The 21,042-nt window shown below is 41.0% G+C and carries 20 protein-coding genes and 1 other annotated feature; all 20 genes read right to left on the reverse strand.

Annotation, left to right across the window (positions count from 1 at the left end):
* Positions 1-19 precede the first annotated feature (19 nt).
* The 20 genes from rplC to rlmB all read right to left on the reverse strand — a co-directional run bounded on the left by rplC (position 20) and on the right by rlmB (position 21,041).
* Positions 20-649 (reverse strand): 50S ribosomal protein L3, encoded by a 630-nt coding sequence (gene rplC / locus A6754_RS00380; RefSeq protein ID WP_066441583.1) that lies wholly within the window; start codon positions 647-649, stop codon positions 20-22.
* Positions 650-689: 40 nt separating this feature from the next.
* Positions 690-998, reverse strand: a complete 309-nt coding sequence (rpsJ, locus tag A6754_RS00385) for a 30S ribosomal protein S10 (protein WP_009791329.1) — start codon at positions 996-998, stop codon at positions 690-692.
* 704 nt (positions 999-1,702) lie between these two features.
* Positions 1,703-2,890, reverse strand: coding sequence for an elongation factor Tu (tuf, locus tag A6754_RS00390; protein WP_066441586.1), 1,188 nt, complete (start codon positions 2,888-2,890; stop codon positions 1,703-1,705).
* 120 nt (positions 2,891-3,010) lie between these two features.
* Positions 3,011-5,089, reverse strand: a complete 2,079-nt coding sequence (fusA, locus tag A6754_RS00395) for an elongation factor G (RefSeq protein ID WP_066441588.1) — start codon at positions 5,087-5,089, stop codon at positions 3,011-3,013.
* Positions 5,090-5,140: 51 nt separating this feature from the next.
* On the reverse strand, positions 5,141-5,611 hold the full coding sequence (rpsG, locus tag A6754_RS00400; protein WP_066441590.1) for a 30S ribosomal protein S7: 471 nt from the start codon (positions 5,609-5,611) through the stop codon (positions 5,141-5,143).
* A 49-nt stretch (positions 5,612-5,660) separates the two neighbouring features.
* On the reverse strand, positions 5,661-6,083 hold the full coding sequence (gene rpsL, locus A6754_RS00405) for a 30S ribosomal protein S12 (protein WP_066441591.1): 423 nt from the start codon (positions 6,081-6,083) through the stop codon (positions 5,661-5,663).
* Between the two features lie 104 nt (positions 6,084-6,187).
* Entirely contained in the window at positions 6,188-6,436 is a 249-nt protein-coding gene (locus A6754_RS00410; protein WP_066451217.1) for a 50S ribosomal protein L7ae-like protein, read from the reverse strand.
* 153 nt (positions 6,437-6,589) lie between these two features.
* Positions 6,590-10,189: a DNA-directed RNA polymerase subunit beta' gene (rpoC, locus tag A6754_RS00415; RefSeq protein ID WP_066441592.1), complete on the reverse strand. Its 3,600-nt coding sequence runs from the start codon at positions 10,187-10,189 to the stop codon at positions 6,590-6,592.
* Between the two features lie 97 nt (positions 10,190-10,286).
* Positions 10,287-13,847: a DNA-directed RNA polymerase subunit beta gene (gene rpoB / locus A6754_RS00420; protein WP_066441595.1), complete on the reverse strand. Its 3,561-nt coding sequence runs from the start codon at positions 13,845-13,847 to the stop codon at positions 10,287-10,289.
* 413 nt (positions 13,848-14,260) lie between these two features.
* Positions 14,261-14,863: a class I SAM-dependent methyltransferase gene (locus tag A6754_RS00425; RefSeq protein WP_066441598.1), complete on the reverse strand. Its 603-nt coding sequence runs from the start codon at positions 14,861-14,863 to the stop codon at positions 14,261-14,263.
* Positions 14,864-15,004: 141 nt separating this feature from the next.
* On the reverse strand, positions 15,005-15,370 hold the full coding sequence (rplL, locus tag A6754_RS00430) for a 50S ribosomal protein L7/L12 (protein WP_066441601.1): 366 nt from the start codon (positions 15,368-15,370) through the stop codon (positions 15,005-15,007).
* 57 nt (positions 15,371-15,427) lie between these two features.
* On the reverse strand, positions 15,428-15,928 hold the full coding sequence (rplJ, locus tag A6754_RS00435; protein ID WP_066441604.1) for a 50S ribosomal protein L10: 501 nt from the start codon (positions 15,926-15,928) through the stop codon (positions 15,428-15,430).
* Between the two features lie 32 nt (positions 15,929-15,960).
* Positions 15,961-16,104: a sequence feature (ribosomal protein L10 leader region), on the reverse strand.
* A gap of 71 nt (positions 16,105-16,175) precedes the next feature.
* The gene (gene rplA / locus A6754_RS00440) at positions 16,176-16,874 is read right to left on the reverse strand and encodes a 50S ribosomal protein L1 (protein WP_066441607.1); all 699 of its coding nucleotides are present in this window, start codon (positions 16,872-16,874) and stop codon (positions 16,176-16,178) included.
* A 166-nt stretch (positions 16,875-17,040) separates the two neighbouring features.
* Complete coding sequence (gene rplK, locus A6754_RS00445; RefSeq protein WP_009336545.1) at positions 17,041-17,466, reverse strand: 50S ribosomal protein L11; 426 nt, start codon at positions 17,464-17,466, stop codon at positions 17,041-17,043.
* Between the two features lie 257 nt (positions 17,467-17,723).
* The gene (gene nusG, locus A6754_RS00450) at positions 17,724-18,257 is read right to left on the reverse strand and encodes a transcription termination/antitermination protein NusG (RefSeq protein WP_066441609.1); all 534 of its coding nucleotides are present in this window, start codon (positions 18,255-18,257) and stop codon (positions 17,724-17,726) included.
* 203 nt (positions 18,258-18,460) lie between these two features.
* Positions 18,461-18,643, reverse strand: a complete 183-nt coding sequence (gene secE, locus A6754_RS00455; RefSeq protein ID WP_066441612.1) for a preprotein translocase subunit SecE — start codon at positions 18,641-18,643, stop codon at positions 18,461-18,463.
* Positions 18,644-18,827: 184 nt separating this feature from the next.
* Positions 18,828-18,971: a 50S ribosomal protein L33 gene (gene rpmG / locus A6754_RS22220; protein WP_082851569.1), complete on the reverse strand. Its 144-nt coding sequence runs from the start codon at positions 18,969-18,971 to the stop codon at positions 18,828-18,830.
* A 90-nt stretch (positions 18,972-19,061) separates the two neighbouring features.
* Positions 19,062-19,718, reverse strand: a complete 657-nt coding sequence (gene sigH, locus A6754_RS00460) for an RNA polymerase sporulation sigma factor SigH (protein WP_066441614.1) — start codon at positions 19,716-19,718, stop codon at positions 19,062-19,064.
* A 70-nt stretch (positions 19,719-19,788) separates the two neighbouring features.
* A complete protein-coding gene (locus A6754_RS00465; RefSeq protein WP_066441623.1) occupies positions 19,789-20,298 on the reverse strand; it encodes an NYN domain-containing protein in 510 nt (169 codons plus the stop codon).
* Entirely contained in the window at positions 20,298-21,041 is a 744-nt protein-coding gene (gene rlmB, locus A6754_RS00470) for a 23S rRNA (guanosine(2251)-2'-O)-methyltransferase RlmB (protein ID WP_066441627.1), read from the reverse strand. Before rlmB ends, A6754_RS00465 begins: the two co-directional genes overlap by 1 nt.
* Position 21,042 lies beyond the last annotated feature (1 nt).

Raw genomic sequence — 21,042 nt, forward strand, 5'->3', positions numbered from 1 at the left:
TTCCTCCTTTCCAGTGTAATTACTTCGCTTTTACCGCGCTTTTAATTTTAAGAAGTGCTTTTCTAGGACCTGGCACATTTCCTTTAATTAAAAGAAGGTTGCGTTCTGCATCCACTTTAACGATTTCAAGGTTTTGAACTGTGATTTGCTCGCCGCCCATGCGTCCTGGTAATAATTTACCTTTGAATACACGGTTTGGAGCTACAGGACCCATTGAACCAGGACGACGGTGGTAACGTGAACCGTGTGCCATTGGCCCGCGAGATTGTCCGTGGCGTTTGATAGCACCCTGGAAACCTTTACCCTTTGAGATTCCTGTTACATCAACAGTTTCGCCCTCAGCGAAAATTTCTACTTTGACTTCTTGACCAACTTCATACTCAGCTAAGTTTACGTCGCGGAATTCACGAACGAAGCGCTTAGGAGCAGTGTTTGCTTTTGCAACGTGACCTTTTTCAGGTTTGTTTGAAAGCTTTTCGCGTTTGTCTTCGAAACCGATTTGGATCGCTTCGTATCCGTCTGTTTCAGCAGATTTCTTTTGAAGAACAACGTTTCCAGCAGTTTCAACAACTGTTACCGGGATTAGATCACCGTTTTCAGCAAATACTTGAGTCATACCAATCTTTCTTCCTAAGATTCCTTTGGTCATATCAGTCACACCTCCTACAATATGTTAGTTATTTATTAAATTAAAGCTTAATTTCGATATCCACACCAGATGGCAGATCTAAACGCATTAGAGAATCAACCGTTTGTGGTGTTGGGTTAATGATGTCGATTAGACGTTTATGCGTACGCATTTCGAATTGCTCACGAGAATCTTTATACTTATGCACCGCACGAAGAATTGTGTAGATTGACTTTTCAGTTGGCAATGGGATTGGACCAGATACAGCCGCACCAGAGCGTTTTGCAGTTTCTACAATTTTCTCAGCAGATTGATCAAGGATTCTGTGATCATACGCTTTTAAACGAATACGAATTTTTTGTTTTGCCATTATTTTCCCTCCTTTTCGCCTATTTTAATATAGACATTCTCCGTGAAAATTTCCCACACACTCGCCATGGCAAAGCGGCCGGGTGTGTCAGCAACCTTTCACTTCATCGCAGTCAAAGACCAACATTGTCTATTATACAGAAACTATAAATGAAATGCAACATAAATATTGATTCATTTCTGTTTCGCGCACTTTTTTAATTATATCTACTTATGATCCTTATTTCAAGTAGTTCTTTTAACTAACAGCAATTTCTATTTTAACATCAGATTATTGATGTGTTTCTTCTATATAATAGTTGCATAAATACCATAACTTTATATCCCTTTGATCGAGATCCTTCTTCAAAGAGGGTTTGCCCTTTTATTAATATAAGTTATAGATGCATTAAGGAATTTTTATTCAGAATAGAATTGAGATGTGCTTGTTTATTTTTCTCTTTAGATATTTGCACATAACATTCAAATGTAAAAGTGACTCTATGGGTTTGGCTTATAGATAATATCCTTTTAACTTTTCTATAGTTAAGTCATCGAATAGTTGTTGTACTTAAGTATTATTTGATAGAGTTTGTTAGCCTATAGCTTGATTACATATAAAGCACAAAAAAGCTGCAGCTCCTGTACAGGGACTGCAGCTAAAAGAATAATGAATTTTTTTTATAAAAAAAGAGCCAGGAGAATTTCTCCCGGCTCTTAGTTTAATTATTCAACGATTGTAGCTACTACTCCAGCACCTACAGTACGTCCACCCTCACGGATAGAGAACTTAGTACCTTCTTCGATAGCGATTGGAGCGATTAGCTCAACGTGCATTTCGATGTTATCCCCAGGCATAACCATTTCTACGCCTTCAGGAAGGTTACAAATACCAGTTACATCAGTTGTACGGAAGTAGAACTGAGGACGGTAGTTTGTGAAGAATGGAGTGTGACGTCCACCCTCTTCTTTAGATAATACGTAAACTTCTGCTTTGAACTTTGTGTGTGGCTTGATAGTACCTGGCTTAGCAAGTACTTGTCCACGTTGGATATCTTCACGTGCAACACCACGTAGAAGTGCACCAATGTTGTCACCAGCTTCAGCATAATCAAGAAGCTTACGGAACATTTCAACACCTGTTACAGTTGTTGATTTTGGCTCTTCAGTGAAACCAGTGATATCGATAACGTCTCCAACTTTAACTACTCCACGCTCAACACGTCCAGTAGCAACTGTTCCACGTCCAGTAATAGAGAATACATCCTCAACTGGCATCATGAATGGCTTGTCAGTGTCACGAGTTGGTGTTGGGATATACTCATCAACAGCAGCCATAAGCTCGTTGATTTTCTCTTCCCATTGAGCATCTCCTTCAAGAGCTCTTAGAGCAGAACCTTTGATAACTGGGATGTCATCGCCAGGGAACTCATATTCAGAAAGAAGGTCACGAACTTCCATTTCTACTAACTCAAGAAGCTCTTCGTCATCTACCATGTCACATTTGTTCATGAATACAACAAGGTAAGGTACACCTACTTGACGAGAAAGAAGAATGTGCTCACGAGTTTGTGGCATTGGGCCGTCAGCAGCAGAAACAACTAGGATTCCGCCGTCCATTTGTGCAGCACCAGTGATCATGTTTTTAACATAGTCAGCATGTCCTGGGCAGTCAACGTGTGCATAGTGACGGTTTGGAGTTTCGTACTCAACGTGTGCAGTTGAGATTGTGATTCCACGCTCGCGCTCTTCTGGAGCTGCGTCGATTTGATCATATCCGCGTGCTTCACCGCCGCCTGCTTTTGAAAGAACAGTAGTGATAGCAGCTGTTAAAGTAGTTTTACCATGGTCAACGTGTCCGATAGTACCGATGTTAACATGGGGTTTTGAACGGTCAAATTTAGCTTTTGCCATTTTAAAAGTCCTCCTTCGGATTGTAAAAGTTAAGTATTTTTTAATGACGGCCGGAAGATAACTCCCGGCAGTCTAATAGCCTACAATAGTAGTTATACTTGATTGAAAAGGTAAAATCAATTATTCACCTTTATTTTTTTTGATGATTTCTTCAGAAATTGATTTTGGTACTTCTTCATAGTGATCAAAGTGCATTGAGAACACACCGCGACCTTGCGTGCTAGAACGCAATGAAGTTGCGTAACCAAACATTTCTGAAAGTGGAACCATTGCACGAACTACTTGTGCGTTTCCACGAGCATCCATACCTTCAACACGTCCGCGACGTGATGTAACGTTACCCATAATGTCTCCAAGGTATTCTTCAGGGATGATTACTTCTATTCTCATAATCGGCTCAAGAATTACTGGGTTACATTTTGAAGCAGCATTCTTAAGTGCCATTGATGCAGCAATTTTAAACGCCATTTCAGATGAGTCAACATCATGGTAAGATCCATCGAATAATCTAGCTTTAATATCAACAAGAGGATATCCAGCAAGAACCCCTCTATCTAGAGAGTCTTCTAGTCCAGCTTGAACTGCCGGGATGTATTCACGAGGAACAACCCCACCAACAATGCCGTTTTCGAATTCAAAGCCTTTTCCTTCTTCGTTTGGAGAGAATTCAATCCAAACGTGTCCGAATTGTCCGCGTCCACCAGATTGACGTGCGAATTTACCTTCTACTTGAGCAGAAGTACGGAAAGTTTCACGGTATGCAACCTGAGGTGCACCAACGTTTGCTTCCACTTTAAATTCACGACGCATACGGTCAACTAGGATATCCAAGTGAAGCTCACCCATACCCGCGATAATAACTTGTCCAGTTTCCTGGTCAGTATGCGCACGGAATGTTGGATCTTCTTCTTGTAGTTTTTGTAGAGCAGTTGTCATCTTATCTTGGTCGGCCTTAGATTTAGGCTCGATAGAAAGCTGAATAACTGGCTCTGGGAATTCCATAGATTCAAGGATTACTAATTCTTTTTCATCACATAGAGTATCCCCAGTTGTAGTATCTTTTAGACCTACAGCTGCTGCGATATCTCCAGCATGTACGATTGAGATCTCTTCACGAGAGTTTGCGTGCATTTGCAGGATACGTCCTACGCGCTCACGCTTACCTTTTGTAGAGTTCTGTACGTATGAACCAGAATTAAGTGTTCCAGAATACACACGGAAGAATGTTAACTTACCAACATAAGGGTCAGTCATAACTTTAAATGCAAGTGCAGCAAATGGCGCATCGTCACTAGAAGGACGAGTTACCTCTTCATCTGTATCAGGAAGAGTTCCTTTGATTGCTGGTACATCTACTGGAGATGGCAGGTAATCAATTACTGCATCAAGCATTTTTTGAACACCTTTGTTTTTGAAAGCTGATCCACAGATTACAGGATAGAATTCAACGTTTACTGTACCTTTACGAATTACCGCTTTTAGCTCTTCGTTAGAGATTTCTTCTCCACCAAGGTATTTCTCCATTAATTCTTCATCAAGCTCAGCTACCGCTTCAATTAACTTTTCACGATATTCTTCAGCTTGATCCATGTATTCAGCAGGAATTTCACGATCTTCGATATCTGTACCAAGGTCATTACCGTAGAACGTAGCTTTCATTTCAATTAGGTCGATGATACCTTCGAATTGATCTTCAGCACCAATCGGTAATTGAATCGCTGCAGCATTTGCTTGCAGACGGTCATGCAATGTGCCTAGAGAGTATAAGAAGTCAGCTCCAAGCTTATCCATTTTGTTTACGAAAACAACACGTGGTACACCATATGTTGTTGCTTGACGCCAAACTGTTTCAGTTTGAGGCTCAACACCAGATTGAGCATCAAGTACTGCTACAGCACCATCAAGTACACGAAGTGAACGTTCAACTTCAACAGTGAAGTCTACGTGTCCCGGTGTATCGATAATGTTTACACGGTGACCTTTCCATTGAGCAGTAGTAGCAGCGGAAGTAATTGTAATTCCGCGCTCCTGCTCTTGTTCCATCCAGTCCATCTGTGAAGCACCTTCATGTGTTTCACCGATTTTGTGAATACGGCCAGTGTAGTAAAGTACACGTTCAGTTGTTGTTGTTTTACCAGCATCAATGTGAGCCATGATACCAATATTACGAGTATTTTCTAAGGAGAACTCTCTTGCCATTGGGTCTTTCTCCTTCCTAGTATAAGGGTTATTTTATTTAATAAGGTTATCTTACCAGCGATAGTGAGCAAACGCTTTGTTTGCTTCCGCCATTTTATGCATATCTTCACGTTTCTTAACAGATGCACCAGTGTTGTTAGCTGCATCAAGGATTTCGTTAGCTAAACGCTCTTCCATTGTTTTTTCACCGCGAAGTCGTGAGTAGTTCACTAACCAGCGAAGACCTAAAGTCGTACGGCGGTCAGGACGCACCTCAACTGGTACTTGGTAGTTAGCTCCACCAACACGGCGTGCTCTAACTTCAAGTACAGGCATGATGTTTTTTAACGCTTGATCAAAAACTTCCATTGGCTCTTTGCCAGTGCGTTCTTGAATAGTATCAAATGCAGAATATAGGATCGCTTGCGCTTTCCCTCTCTTACCATCGATCATCATTTTGTTGATTAAACGGCTGATAAGCTTTGAGTTGTAAATCGGATCTGGCAATACGTCTCTCTTTGCTACAGGACCTTTACGTGGCATTTAATTTTCCTCCTTTCAGAAAGGGTTGTATTTTAAGTTGTTTGTTTTATTATTTCTTAGCTGCTTTCGGACGCTTAGCACCGTATTTAGAACGGCCTTGCATACGATTGTTAACACCAGCTGTATCTAAAGCACCGCGTACGATATGGTAACGTACACCCGGTAAGTCTTTTACACGTCCTCCACGGATAAGAACAACGCTGTGTTCTTGAAGGTTGTGGCCGATACCAGGAATATAAGCGTTAACCTCAATTCCGTTTGTTAAACGAACACGTGCATATTTACGTAACGCCGAGTTCGGTTTCTTTGGAGTCATTGTACCAACACGTGTACATACACCGCGTTTTTGTGGTGAAGAAACATTTGTTTGTACTTTTTTGAAGCTGTTGTAACCTTTGTTAAGCGCAGGTGAATTTGACTTCTCCTCTTTAGTTTTACGAGGCTTGCGCACTAATTGGTTAATAGTAGGCATGATTGTTTTCCTCCCTTCATCTTTTCGTGTAAGCCCACACATCCAGGTGGTTCATTTTGAAGCAAAAACAAAGTTCTTGCAGAAGTCTTCCGCAAAAACAGTTTTTAATTAATTATCGCAACAGCAGTTGCTCCAACTTGTATCCCGCATGCTTTTCCGAGCTTTTTCATCGAATCTGCATATTGAATCGGAACAAGTAATTCCTTCGCTGTATTCTCTACTTTTGCCAGTACATGTCGATCAGCATCAGCAGCCAATATAACTTCTTGGACTGTTCCTGTTTTTAGAGCCTTTACTGTTTGCTTTGTTCCTACTACAAAGTTTTTTGCCTGCAATACTTTTTCATAAGACATCATTCATATCCTCCAAAGTATCCAGTTAATAGGAGCACCTTTGCTATATTAGCATCTTTAAAACTTAATGTCAACAAAGATTTCAAACTGGGCAGATAAATATCATTTAAATGCGGTATTTGCTCGAGAAAGCAAATACCGCATTTCTATTATTTATTCAACTGTTACTGCATCTTCAGCAGCTTCGTTGGCAGTATAAGGTTCTGCTGTCCGGTAACGCTGCATGCCTGTTCCGGCAGGTACAAGCTTACCGATGATAACATTTTCCTTCAAGCCAAGCAGCTCATCACGTTTTCCTTTAATTGCAGCATCCGTAAGAACTCTTGTTGTTTCTTGGAAGGATGCAGCAGATAAGAATGAATCCGTTTCGAGTGAAGCTTTTGTGATTCCAAGTAATACTGGGCGGCCGGTTGCAGGAATTTTCCCTGCAAGAAGAGCTTTTTCGTTTGCATCAGTGAACTGGTGGATATCAAGCAATGTACCTGGAAGCACATCTGTTTCAGCCGCATCAATGACACGAACTTTACGAAGCATTTGGCGTACCATTACTTCGATATGCTTATCCCCAATTTCAACCCCTTGCATACGGTAAACTTTCTGTACCTCACGCAGTAAGTATTCTTGAACTGCTGTAACATCTTTGACTTTGATTAACTCTTTCGGGTCAATTGAACCTTCAGTTAATTCCTGTCCGCGTTCAACTCGGTCGTTGACAGCAACTTTTAAACGCGCTGTATATGGCGCATTATATGTGCGTGATTCAACTTCGCCTTGAACGACGATTTCATGCTGGCGGTCGCGGCCTTCATTAATGCCTACGATCACACCATCAATTTCAGAAATGACTGCCTGACCTTTAGGATTACGCGCTTCAAAGATTTCCTGGATACGCGGTAGACCTTGTGTGATATCGTCTCCCGCAACCCCGCCTGTATGGAATGTACGCATTGTTAACTGTGTACCTGGCTCACCGATGGATTGAGCAGCAATGATACCAACTGCTTCCCCAACCTCAACCTCTTGACCTGTTGCAAGGTTGCGGCCATAACACTTCTTACATACACCGTGGCGAGTATTACAAGTAAATGCTGAACGGATCCATACAGTCTCAATGCCTGCATCAATAATTTGAACAGCGATGTCTTCTGTAATTAGATCATTCTCAGCGACGATAACTTCTTTTGTTTCAGGATGCTTCACCGTTCTTCTTGCATAACGTCCAATTAAACGTTCGTCAAGAGCTTCGATTACTTCTGTGCCATCCTTTAAGGCTGAAATTTCAAGACCGCGGTCAGTACCACAATCATCATCACGAACGATAACATCTTGAGCAACATCAACAAGACGGCGTGTTAAGTAACCTGAGTCAGCTGTCTTAAGAGCTGTATCGGCAAGACCTTTACGCGCACCGTGAGTGGAGATGAAGTATTCCAATACTGTTAGACCTTCACGGAAACTTGATTTAATCGGAAGTTCAATGATACGTCCAGCCGGGTTGGCCATTAGTCCGCGCATACCAGCAAGCTGTGTAAAGTTAGACGCGTTACCACGGGCTCCGGAATCACTCATCATGAATATCGGGTTCGATTTATCAAGGGATTTCATCAATCTTGATTGGATATCATCCTTCGCAGCACTCCAGATGGAAATAACTCTGTCATAACGCTCATCTTCTGTAATTAAACCACGTCTGAATTGCTTTGTAACATTATCAACCTTGTTTTGTGCTTCTTGGATGATCTGCTCTTTATCACCTAATACTACGATGTCGGATACACCAACAGTAATACCGGCTTTTGTAGAGTAGCGGAATCCAAGATTTTTCATGCGGTCAAGCATTTTAGATGTTTCCGTAATCTTAAAGCGTTTAAATACTTCCGCAATAATATTACCTAGAATTTTCTTCTTGAACGGATCTACAAGCGGCATTTCCTTGATTGCTGCAGGTACGTCTGTACCAGGATCTACAAAGTACTTCTTAGGTGTTTCTTCTTCTAAGTTTGTTTTTGTAGGCTCATTAATGAATGGGAATGTCTCAGGTAAAATCTCGTTAAAGATCAGTTTTCCAACTGTCGTAATTAATAGCTGGTTGTTTTGCTCTTCTGTAAAGGTTTGATTGTTTAATGAAGAAGCATTAACTGCTACTCTCGTGTGAAGATGAACATATCCATTTTGGTATGCTAATAGCGCTTCACTCGTATCATTAAAGATCATTCCTTCTCCAACTGCTCCTTCTCTTTCAAGAGTTAAGTAGTAGTTACCTAGTACCATATCCTGAGAAGGTGTTACAACTGGTTTTCCATCTTTCGGGTTCAAGATGTTTTGTGCCGCTAGCATTAGAAGTCTTGCCTCAGCTTGAGCTTCTGAAGAAAGCGGAACGTGAACAGCCATTTGGTCTCCGTCAAAGTCAGCGTTATAAGCTGTACATACGAGCGGATGCAGACGGATTGCACGGCCTTCTACAAGTGTAGGCTCAAATGCCTGAATTCCAAGTCTATGCAGAGTAGGGGCACGGTTAAGAAGAACTGGATGTTCTTTAATAACACTTTCTAGCACATCCCAAACTTCCGGCTGTACTCTTTCAATTTTGCGTTTTGCAGATTTAATATTATGAGCAAGACCTTTTTCAACCAATTCCTTCATAACAAAAGGCTTAAATAGCTCTAATGCCATTTCTTTTGGTAATCCGCACTGATACATTTTCAGGTTCGGTCCTACAACGATAACGGAACGGCCTGAGTAGTCAACACGTTTACCCAGAAGGTTTTGACGGAAACGTCCTTGCTTACCTTTTAGCATATGTGACAATGATTTTAATGGACGGTTACCTGGTCCAGTGACTGGTCTGCCGCGACGGCCATTATCGATTAATGCATCAACAGCTTCTTGAAGCATACGTTTTTCGTTTTGAACAATGATGCTTGGAGCACCAAGGTCTAATAAACGTTTTAAACGATTATTACGGTTGATAACACGACGGTAAAGGTCGTTTAAGTCAGAAGTAGCGAAACGTCCGCCATCTAACTGTACCATTGGGCGAAGCTCTGGAGGAATAACAGGAAGAACATCAAGAATCATCCAAGAAGGTTCATTGCCAGAACCACGGAATGCTTCAATTACTTCTAATCTTTTAATTGCACGTGTACGACGCTGCCCTTGAGCAGTACGCAGTTCTTCTTTAAGGCTATCAGCCTCTTTATTTAGGTCGATATCTGAAAGAAGTTTTTTGATGGATTCAGCACCCATTGATGCTTGGAACTTTGTTCCGTATTTTTCACGGTATGCACGGTATTCCTTTTCGGATAACAGCTGCTTTTTCTCTAGCGCTGTATCACCAGAATCTGTCACTACATAGGATGCGAAGTAAATAACCTCTTCCAATGCACGCGGTGACATATCTAAAACAAGCCCCATACGGCTAGGGATCCCTTTGAAGTACCAAATATGAGAAACAGGAGCCGCAAGCTCAATATGACCCATTCTTTCACGACGGACTTTTGCACGTGTTACTTCAACGCCGCATCGGTCACAAACTACACCTTTGTAACGAACTCGTTTGTATTTTCCGCAATGACATTCCCAGTCTTTTGTAGGACCAAAAATGCGTTCACAGAACAAACCGTCCTTTTCTGGCTTTAATGTACGATAGTTAATCGTTTCAGGTTTTTTTACCTCACCATGTGACCAAGAACGAATCTTGTCAGGTGAAGCTAGACCTATTTTCATATACTCAAAATTATTTACATCTAGCAAGGGGCCTACCTCCCTTTTGATCTCCGGATTTTACCCATTTTGCCTAAATTATTATGGAATGGAGGAGGACGTGATCGCCCTCACTCCTTATACTTAATTATTCTTTTGCTGCAACCTTTTCAGATTCTTCGTTTGCTGTATCTGGAGCAATTGTAAGGGATTCAGCTTGCTGAATCTCTTCTTCGTCCTCAAGGTCTCTCATTTCAATTTCTTCTTCATCGCCAGATAGGATTTTCACGTCCATACCTAAGCTTTGAAGTTCTTTGATTAATACTTTAAACGATTCAGGTACACCTGGCTCAGGGACATTTTCACCTTTAACAATTGATTCGTATGTTTTAACACGTCCTACAACATCATCAGATTTAACCGTTAAGATCTCCTGAAGTGTATAGGCTGCACCGTAAGCTTCAAGTGCCCAAACCTCCATCTCACCGAAACGCTGTCCGCCAAATTGAGCTTTACCGCCCAACGGCTGCTGCGTAACTAGAGAGTAAGGTCCTGTTGAACGGGCATGGAGCTTGTCATCAACCATGTGTGCAAGTTTAATCATGTACATGACACCTACAGATACACGGTTGTCAAAAGGCTCACCTGAACGGCCATCGTAAAGAACCGTTTTAGCATCTCTTGCCATACCAGCTTCTTCAATTGTTTCCCAAACATCTTCCTCGTTTGCTCCATCAAATACTGGAGAAGCAACGTGGATGCCTAATGCTCTTGCAGCCATACCAAGATGAAGCTCAAGCACCTGACCAATGTTCATACGAGATGGAACCCCAAGTGGGTTTAACATGATGTCAACAGGTGTTCCGTCTGGAAGGTAAGGCATATCCTCTTCTGGTAAGATTCTGGATATAACCCCTTTGTTTCCGTGACGTCCGGCCATTTTATCTCCTTCAGAAATCTTACGCTTCTGAACAATATAGACGCGAACGAGCTGGTTTACACCTGGAGGCAATTCGTCTCCATCTTCACGATTAAATACTTTTACATCCAATACAATTCCGCCGCCGCCATGTGGCACACGAAGAGAAGTATCACGGACTTCACGAGCCTTCTCACCAAAGATCGCATGTAATAATCTTTCTTCTGCCGTTAGTTCTGTTACCCCTTTAGGAGTTACTTTCCCAACAAGAAGATCACCATCTTTTACTTCTGCACCTGTACGGATAATTCCGCGTTCATCGAGGTTGCGAAGAGCATCTTCCCCAACGTTAGGGATATCTCTTGTAATCTCTTCAGGTCCAAGCTTTGTATCACGAGATTCTGATTCATATTCTTCAATATGAATAGAAGTATATACATCATCTTTTACAAGGCGCTCACTCATAATGATCGCATCCTCGTAGTTATATCCATCCCAAGTCATAAACGCTACTAGAACATTTCGTCCTAATGCTAATTCCCCAAGTTCCATAGATGGACCGTCAGCAAGGATTTCCCCTTTTGTTACACGGTTTCCTACAGCAACGATTGGACGCTGGTTATAGCAAGTTCCTTGGTTGGAACGGATGAATTTTAACATTCTATACTTATCAAGATCGCCTTTTACTTCTTGGCCATCTACTACATTAATGCGGCGCACCCAAACTTCGCGTGCTTCCACATGCTCAACAATACCTTCATGCTTACAGATCACAGCAGCACCAGAGTCTTTCCCTGATACATACTCCATTCCTGTTCCTACGCGAGGAGCTTCCGGCTGCATAAGAGGAACCGCTTGACGTTGCATGTTCGCTCCCATAAGAGCACGGTTAGAGTCATCGTTTTCAAGGAACGGAATACAAGCTGTTGCGGCAGAAACAACCTGCTTAGGAGATACATCCATGTAATCGATGCGATCTCTGCTTACAACTGTGTTCTCACCTTTAAAACGAGAAACAACTTCTTCATCAAGGAAAGAGCCATCTTCGCCTAAAACAGCGTTTGCCTGTGCAACAACATAGTTATCCTCTTCATCAGCTGTTAAATAGTCGATTCGGGATGTCACTTTACCTGTATCAGGATCGATACGGCGGTAAGGTGTTTCAATAAAGCCGAAACGATTCACTTTTGCAAAAGATGAAAGAGAGTTGATCAAACCGATGTTCGGACCCTCTGGTGTCTCAATTGGACACATGCGGCCGTAGTGAGAGTAGTGAACGTCACGAACCTCAAAGCCTGCACGCTCACGCGTCAAACCACCTGGCCCTAAGGCAGATAAACGGCGTTTATGTGTTAATTCTGCTAATGGGTTTGTCTGATCCATGAACTGAGAAAGCTGAGAGCTTCCGAAGAACTCTTTAATAGATGCAATAACAGGACGAATATTGATTAACTGCTGTGGAGTAATCGTATTTGTATCCTGGATTGACATTCTTTCACGAACCACACGTTCCATTCTGGATAAACCAATACGGAATTGGTTTTGAAGCAATTCTCCAACAGAACGCAGACGTCTGTTTCCTAAGTGATCGATATCATCTGTATCACCTACACCATGCAGCAGGTTAAAGAAGTAACTGATGGACGCAATAATATCAGAAGGTGAAATGTTCTTCACTGCTTCCTCAACGTACGCATTTCCAATAACGTTAATCGCTTTTTCCCCGTCTTCATTAGGTGCATAAATTTTAATAGACTGAAGTTCTACATCATCTGAAATAACTCCGCCTAAAAGATTTACAGATTTGAAACCGATATTCTTTTCAAGGTTAGGCAAAATACGGTCTAATGTACGACGGTCTAAAGTCGCACCTTTTTCCGCGATAATTTCGCCTGTTTCTGGATCAACAAGTGTTTCTGCCAATCTCTGACCAAATAATCTATTTTTAATATGAAGCTTTTTATTAATCTTGTAACGCCCAACATTTGCCAAATCATATCTCTTTGGATCAAAGAATCTTGACAATAGAAGACTTTTAGCATTTTCCACAGTTGGCGGTTCACCCGGACGGAGACGCTCATAAATTTCTAATAGCGCTTTATCGATACCTTCCGTGTTATCTTTTTCAAGCGTATTGCGGATATATTCATTATCCCCAATTAAATCAATGATCTCTTGATCAGAGCCGAACCCAAGTGCACGCAAAAGAACCGTAACGGGCAGTTTCCGAGTACGATCTATTCTAACGTATACGACATCTTTGGCATCTGTTTCATACTCAAGCCAAGCGCCGCGGTTCGGAATTACTGTCGCAGTAAAACCTTTCTTTCCATTTTTATCAAGCTTCCCGCTGTAATATACGCTAGGAGAACGCACAAGCTGGGAAACGATGACACGTTCCGCTCCATTAATTACGAACGTACCTGTCTCTGTCATTAACGGGAAATCACCCATAAAGACATCCTGGTCTTTCACTTCGCCTGTTTCTTTGTTTACAAGACGCACTTTTACACGCAGTGGTGCAGAGTATGTAACATCTCGTTCTTTCGATTCCTCAACGGAATATTTTGGTTCGCCAAGGCTGTAATCAATAAATTCAAGCGACAAATTACCAGTAAAGTCTTCAATCGGAGAAATGTCATGAAACATTTCACGTAAACCCTCATCAAGAAACCATTGATAAGAAGAGGTTTGGATTTCGATTAGATTTGGTAATTCTAAAACTTCACTGATTCGCGCGTAACTTCTACGTTGGCGGTGTCGTCCATACTGAACTAGTTGACCTGTCAACTGATTCACCCCTCAAATCAAGCTAATTTATTTAGAAAAGCGCAGGTACCCGCATTGGCTCCAAACACATAATGATATCCAGCGATATTATGTATTACACGCTGGATCTTAGTTTCAGAAAACCGAGGCACAAAAGCACTAATCAGGTTCATACTTATTCTTCAAATACATAAACACTTGCTGTAAAATATGCTTTAGTATACATAAAACACCTTTTGAACCGCAAGCAAGCCGATACTCATAAGACAAAAAGAAAAAGGGTTTTAGTCATAAAACCACAGTTCCACAATACGACTATTATTTTATTAGCATTTCCAATAAAACCAAATTTATACAAGAGTTGATTAATTTAGTTTATATCAGAAATATAATATGTTGGCATTTTACAATACTATCATAGCGAAAATGTCAAGTCAATCTTTTTTTGCTTTAATAATAAAATAGCCTTTCTTCTTCTCAATTGTCTCTACTTCAGGGAAAAGCTCGCTTAATTTTTCAATCGCTGAAGGTGCTCCCTGCTTTTTCTGGATGACAATCCAGAGCTCTCCTCCTGGAAGTAACACTTCAAAACTCTGTTCAAAAATATCATGTACTACTTTCTTTCCTGCACGAATGGGCGGGTTTGTTAAAATAGCAGCAAACTTATTGCCTTTTACCTTTTCAAGGCGGTCACTTTCATACACATTGACGTTTTCAATGTGGTTTAACTCAGCATTTTCCTTAGCAAGGCCAAGAGCTCTTGCATTCACATCAACCATGTGGACTGTACGATCACTCAGCTTTTGAGCTACCGACAAACCAATTGGTCCATATCCACAGCCAACATCAAGAATGTTGCCCTCTATTTGAGGCTCGGTAAATGTTTCGATCAGCAGCTTAGATCCAAAATCAACTTCAGCTTTCGAAAAGACACCATTGTCTGTTTTAAAAACAAAAGACCTTCCATTCAATGTATAACGCCATGTTTTCGGCTGACTTTCTACCTTTTGAGTTTGGGAATAGTAATGCTCAGACACAATATCACCTCCGGCGGGGAATAAAATGAAGAATGATTATACAATCTAGGACGGAGAAATTCATGATTGCTCATATATTATAGAAGAAAATAAATGAAAAGTAGAAAAAACCCGCTATAAAAGCGGGCTTCTTAAACATTATTACTTAACTTCTACGCCAGCTCCAACTTCGTCAAGCTTAGCTTTGATTTCTTCAGCTTCTTCTTTAGAAACGCCTTCTTTAAGAGCTTTAGGAGTGTTATCAACAAGTTCTTTCGCTTCTTTAAGACCTAGGCCTGTGATTTCACGAACAACTTTGATAACTTTGATTTTTTGATCGCCTGCAGAAGCAAGAACTACATCAAATTCAGTTTTCTCTTCAGCAGCACCGCCAGCAGCAGCTCCGCCAACCATTGCTACAGGAGCAGCAGCAGTTACACCAAATTCTTCTTCGATTGCTTTTACTAAGTCGTTAAGTTCTAAAACAGTCATATTTTTAACTGCTTCAATGATTTGTTCTTTAGTCATGAGTATGTTTCCTCCTTATTTTTGGTTTGAATCTATTAGTTTAACGAGTAATCTAACTTACGCGCCTTGTTCTTCTTTTTGATCTGCAACAGCTTTTGCAGCAAGAGCAAGGTTGCGGACTGGAGCCTGAAGTACGCTGAGTAGCATAGATAGTAAACCTTCGCGGGATGGTAGTTCCGCAAGAGCTTTAACATCTTCTGCTGTAGCAACTGTACCTTCAATAACACCTGCTTTGATCTCTAATGCTTCATGCTTTTTCGCGAAATCGTTAAGGATTTTCGCTGGAGCAACAACATCTTCTGTGCTGAATGCTACTGCATTCGGGCCAGTAAGTGAATCGTTTAAGCCAGTAAGCTCAGCTGCTTCAGCTGCACGGCGAGTTAAAGAGTTTTTGTAAACTTTAAATTCTACGCCAGCTTCACGAAGCTGTTTACGAAGTTCAGTTACTTCTGCAACAGAAAGACCACGGTAGTCAACAACAACTGTTGATAAACTTGATTTAAATTTATCAGCAATCTCTTCTACGATTTGTTTCTTTTGTTCGATTACGCTGCTCATCCTTACACCTCCTGTAGAAATTCTACATTTATACCGGCTATAAAAAACCTCCACATCCGAAACAGACATGGAGGAAGTATACAATAGCTAATGTAAGCATATCAATCTATCGTATGACCTCGGCAGGGAATTAAGCTAATAGCACCTGCTGTCTTCGGTACAAATGGTTATTTATTTTTTACAACAAAATACATATTACTAAATGTATTATTGTTTGTCAAATCCTTTTTTATCCAAGTCCGTAAACTTATTTAACTGTTACAGAAGATGGATCTACTTTAACACCAGGGCCCATTGTTGAAGTAACAGAAACGTTCTTCATGTATGTGCCTTTAGCAGCAGAAGGTTTAACTTTAAGCATAGTATCGAAAATTGTGTTGAAGTTCTCAACAAGTTTAGCATCTTCAAAAGATACTTTTCCGATTGGAACGTGGATGTTTCCATCTCTATCAACACGGTATTCAACTTTACCAGCTTTAATTTCATTTACCGCTTTTTCAACGTCAAATGTTACTGTGCCAGTTTTAGGGTTTGGCATTAAGCCTTTAGGTCCTAATACACGTCCAAGTTTACCAACTTCACCCATCATGTCTGGAGTTGCAACGATTACGTCGAACTCGAACCAGCCTTGTTGGATTTTGTTGATGAATTCAGCATCGCCAACATAATCTGCACCAGCAGCTTCTGCTTCTTTTGCTTTTTCACCTTTAGCGAAAACTAAAACGCGTTGAGTTTTACCAGTTCCGTTTGGAAGCACAACTGCTCCACGGATTTGCTGGTCAGCTTTCTTAGGATCTACGCCTAAACGGAATGCCACTTCAACAGTTGCATCAAATTTAGTAAAGTTTGTTTTTTTAACAAGCTCGATTGCTTCAACAACCGGGTATGCTTTAGTGTTATCTACAAGCTTCGCAGCTTCGATAAACTTTTTACCTTTTTTAGCCATTTTAATATTTCCTCCTATATTGTGGTTTTAGCGGAATAACCTCCCACGTGACGAAACAGCTTTCTCTTAGAAGAAAGCGTCTGGACAACTTATAAAGCGTCCGCACTAATAAAGGTTGCGCGTGAATCCAAATTCAGCGTCGCAACCTCATCAATTACAGCAGGGATTAGTCTTCGATAACAATACCCATGCTGCGTGCAGTACCTTCAACCATACGCATTGCAGCTTCAACACTTGCAGCGTTTAGATCAGGCATTTTTGTTTCAGCAATCTCGCGTACCTTGTCACGCTTGACTGTTGCTACTTTATTACGGTTTGGTTCACCAGAACCAGACTCAATTCCAGCAGCCTTCTTAAGAAGAACAGCAGCAGGCGGAGTTTTCGTAATAAATGTAAATGAACGGTCTTCAAACACCGTGATTTCAACAGGAATGATTAAGCCAGCCTGTTCAGCTGTACGAGCGTTAAACTCTTTACAGAATCCCATGATATTAACACCGGCTTGACCAAGTGCAGGACCTACCGGCGGTGCTGGATTCGCTTTACCTGCAGGAATTTGCAACTTAACAAGTTTGATTACTTTTTTAGCCACGAGACACACCTCCTTAAAGTCCGTGATGTGGTAATAGGGAATAAACCCTCCCACTCAACTCATATTCTTTATATTAAGATAAAGAACTAACAATTGTCCGGTCTCGTTCCGAGACATACTGACCTTTGAAATTCTACCACTTTCCGAAACTGATTTCAAGTTTTTTTGAAAATATATGAAGTTACTCATCAGCACAAGGTTCTAAAAACAAGGAAAAATGCCTTTTTCTTTCTTAAAAACCCGCAGAAACGCTCAACTTAAATTTTTTCAATTTGAGAAAAATCAAGTTCGACTGGAGTGTCACGGCCAAACATGTTAACAAGCACTTTAATTTTCGCTTTATCTTTATCAATTTCTTCGATCGTACCTGTAAAGTTAGCAAAAGGACCTTCTTGAACTTGTACCGTTTCACCAAGCTCAAAGTTAACATCAACTCGTTTTTCGTCCACACCCATGCGCTTAAGGATGACCTGAACTTCTTCCGGCAGCAGCGGGGTTGGTTTTGACCCTGAGCCTGCAGAACCTACGAAGCCTGTTACACCTGGTGTATTTCTGACAACATACCAAGAGTCATCAGTCATGACAATTTCCACCAGAACATACCCAGGGAACACCTTGCGTTTAACAACCTTCTTTTTTCCGTTTTTAAAATCTGTTTCTTCTTCCTCTGGAACAACAACTCTGAAGATCTTGTCTTGCATCCCCATCGATTCTACCCGTTTTTCCAAATTTGCTTTTACTTTATTCTCATAGCCAGAGTACGTATGAACAACATACCAATTCTTTTCCATTCAAGAGGACTTGTTCGTCCTTCCCTCCCTGTAATTTCATAATTTTATTTCACAATCTTCAGCCTGCGATTGTTTGTAAACAAGTAGATGATACTGATTCCATCTCTTCGCATATCATTTTTTGACCAAATGAAAAAACCCGTTTCCGGGCTTCTGCGAATTTGACCTGTATTATTTTCCATTATACCATGGAATCACAGGGGTTATTCAAGAATTAAACGAATCAATTCGGAAATTCCAAGATCAAGCACAGCGAAAAACACAGAAAAGAACACAACAACTGATAATACAGTAACTGTATACTTCGTTAATTCTTTGCGTTTTGGCCAGCTGACCTTTTTCATTTCCCGTCCAACTTCACGGAAAAAATTCACGATGCGTTGCATTTCGTAACCCCCAACTTCAAGAGATATATCCTAAAAGCCCACATTAATGTGCTATTTATTCTAAGATCAAATAAGTAATCCTACCTAAAAAAGGCGTAAACAGAGGCTTTGCTGTACTTATCTTCCAAATGACTTGTCCTAAAAATGGAATCATTCTTGTATAAGTTACTGCACATTTCTACGCTTACTTTGTTTCTCGATGTACTGTATGAGCACTGCATGTGCTGCAAAACTTCTTGAATTCCAGCCTTGTTCCATCTTTGCTTGCAGACGTCGAATAGTTTCTCTTTCCGCACTGTGAACACGCTAAAACGGCTTTTTTCTGCATAGTCTCCACCTGCTACACTTTCATTTACGTCTTTAAAACTGTACCATGGGCGACAAATGATGTCAATAACTGCAAAATTCTAAATTATATTTACAAGGAAAACTCTCGAACTTCCAAATAGCGCTCCAGCTTGCGTTTAACTCGCTGCAGTGCATTGTCGATGGACTTAACATGACGATTTAATTCTTCAGATATTTCCTGATAAGACTGCCCATCCAAATAAAGAGCAAGAACCTTTCGTTCCAAGTCACTTAGCAGCTCGGACATTTTGACTTCAATTTGGTCAAACTCCTCCTGGTTGATGATCAGTTCCTCCGGGTCCATCACCTTTGCGCCAGAAATGACGTCCATCAGCGTTCTGTCTGATTCCTCATCATAAATAGGCTTGTCCAAAGATACGTATGAGTTTAAAGGGATATGTTTTTGTCGTGTGGCTGTTTTGATTGCGGTAATAATTTGTCTGGTAATACATAGTTCTGCAAATGCTTTGAAAGAAGATAATTTGTCGCCTTTATAATCACGGATCGCTTTATAAAGACCAATCATTCCTTCCTGTACAATATCTTCCTTATCTGCACCAATCAAAAAATAGGACCTTGCCTTTGCTCTTACAAAGTTGCGATACTTATGAATCAAGTAATCTAACGCTTGACTCTCACCCTTATGCACCAATTCAATCAGCTCTTCATCCTCAAGCTCCAAAAAGGCAATGTTGTTATCATCATTCGTCTTGAAGTCAGTACTCACTAAGATCCCTCCGACCGTACAAGCATGGATAGAAATATTATACAGTACATTTTTTTCAAGCGTCAACCGCTCATTCCTTCCCTCGGCGCCATTTTTCAAAAATTTCTGCCACTTCATCCGGGAGAGCAATTTTAGAAGACGGTCTTTTCTCTTGGATTTTTTTGACCTTTTTTTGAATTTTACCTTCAATGACATTCATCTCATTGAGCAGCTCACGGGCTGACTTCCGTAAAGCGCCTTGGCCAAAAATCACCCATTGCTCCGTATAATCAGAAGTAGCCACATGAATTTGCGTCCGGATGTTATTCAGGTCACTCGCAAGCTTTTCAATTCGTTCATCTGCCGATTCATTATTCCGCGTGAAAATAACTTCCACTTTATAGTTTTTATACTTTTTTTCCGTTCCTTTTACAAAATGCGCATCAAACACGATAATGACACGAAATCCAGTATACCCTTGATATTCAGCCATTTTTTCCACTAGCCTGTCCCTGGCCGAAGCTAAATCCTTCTTTTTAAGCTCATCAAGCTCTGGCCAGGCGCCAATTATGTTATAGCCGTCTACAATCAAAATATCCATTATCGTACATCAGGATTACGTTTCCTGTATACCTCATACATAAGCAGTGCTGCAGCAACAGATGCATTCAAAGATGTTACATGTCCAGCCATCGGTAAACTCAGCAAAAAGTCACATTTGTCTTTAATCAGCCTGCCCATTCCCTTTCCTTCACTTCCGATTACTAAACCCAGCGGCATGGTTCCATCAAATTGTCTGTAGTCTTGTTTGCCGGATGCGTCTGTTCCTGCAATCCATACACCGCGTTCTTTCAATTCATCGATCGTTCTTGCCATATTGGTCACACGCACCACTGGTATATGCTCAATGGCTCCCGTTGATGCTTTCGCTACAGTTGCCGTCAGCCCTACCGCTCTTCTTTTCGGAATGATAATACCATGTGCTCCAGCAGCATCAGCTGTTCGCATAATTGATCCAAGATTATGTGGGTCTTCAATTTCATCTAGCAGCAGGAAGAAAGGATCTTCATTTCTTTCTTCAGCACGAGCAAATAGCTCGTCCACCTCTGCATACTGATAAGCTGCTACAGCCGCTACAACTCCTTGATGTGTTCCTTCAACAAGCTGATCCAGCTTCTTTTTCGGTACAAATTGAACAAGCACGCCATTTGTTTTCGCTAAACCGATCACTTGCTGCATCTGGCCGCTTTGGGAACCTTCAGCTATAAAAATTTTGTTAATATCCCGGTCCGATTTTAACGCTTCTATAACCGGGTTTTTACCAATGATAAAATCCTGACTCATT

The organism is Cytobacillus gottheilii (assembly GCF_001636345.1).
In the GTDB taxonomy this organism is placed as follows: Bacteria; Bacillota; Bacilli; order Bacillales; family Cytobacillaceae; genus Cytobacillus; species Cytobacillus gottheilii.

Coding starts and splice junctions, on each gene's coding strand:
- A6754_RS00465 (WP_066441623.1), bottom strand. CDS start 20,298: ATGGATATTTTGATTGTAGACGGCTATAACATAATTGGCGCCTGGCCA.
- rplL (WP_066441601.1), bottom strand. CDS start 15,370: ATGACTAAAGAACAAATCATTGAAGCAGTTAAAAATATGACTGTTTTA.
- secE (WP_066441612.1), bottom strand. CDS start 18,643: ATGCAACGCATCGTGAATTTTTTCCGTGAAGTTGGACGGGAAATGAAA.
- rplJ (WP_066441604.1), bottom strand. CDS start 15,928: ATGAGCAGCGTAATCGAACAAAAGAAACAAATCGTAGAAGAGATTGCT.
- rpsG (WP_066441590.1), bottom strand. CDS start 5,611: ATGCCACGTAAAGGTCCTGTAGCAAAGAGAGACGTATTGCCAGATCCG.
- fusA (WP_066441588.1), bottom strand. CDS start 5,089: ATGGCAAGAGAGTTCTCCTTAGAAAATACTCGTAATATTGGTATCATG.
- nusG (WP_066441609.1), bottom strand. CDS start 18,257: ATGGAAAAGAATTGGTATGTTGTTCATACGTACTCTGGCTATGAGAAT.
- rlmB (WP_066441627.1), bottom strand. CDS start 21,041: ATGAGTCAGGATTTTATCATTGGTAAAAACCCGGTTATAGAAGCGTTA.
- rpmG (WP_082851569.1), bottom strand. CDS start 18,971: ATGCAGAAAAAAGCCGTTTTAGCGTGTTCACAGTGCGGAAAGAGAAAC.
- rplA (WP_066441607.1), bottom strand. CDS start 16,874: ATGGCTAAAAAAGGTAAAAAGTTTATCGAAGCTGCGAAGCTTGTAGAT.
- rpsJ (WP_009791329.1), bottom strand. CDS start 998: ATGGCAAAACAAAAAATTCGTATTCGTTTAAAAGCGTATGATCACAGA.
- tuf (WP_066441586.1), bottom strand. CDS start 2,890: ATGGCAAAAGCTAAATTTGACCGTTCAAAACCCCATGTTAACATCGGT.
- A6754_RS00410 (WP_066451217.1), bottom strand. CDS start 6,436: ATGTCTTATGAAAAAGTATTGCAGGCAAAAAACTTTGTAGTAGGAACA.
- rpsL (WP_066441591.1), bottom strand. CDS start 6,083: ATGCCTACTATTAACCAATTAGTGCGCAAGCCTCGTAAAACTAAAGAG.
- rplC (WP_066441583.1), bottom strand. CDS start 649: ATGACCAAAGGAATCTTAGGAAGAAAGATTGGTATGACTCAAGTATTT.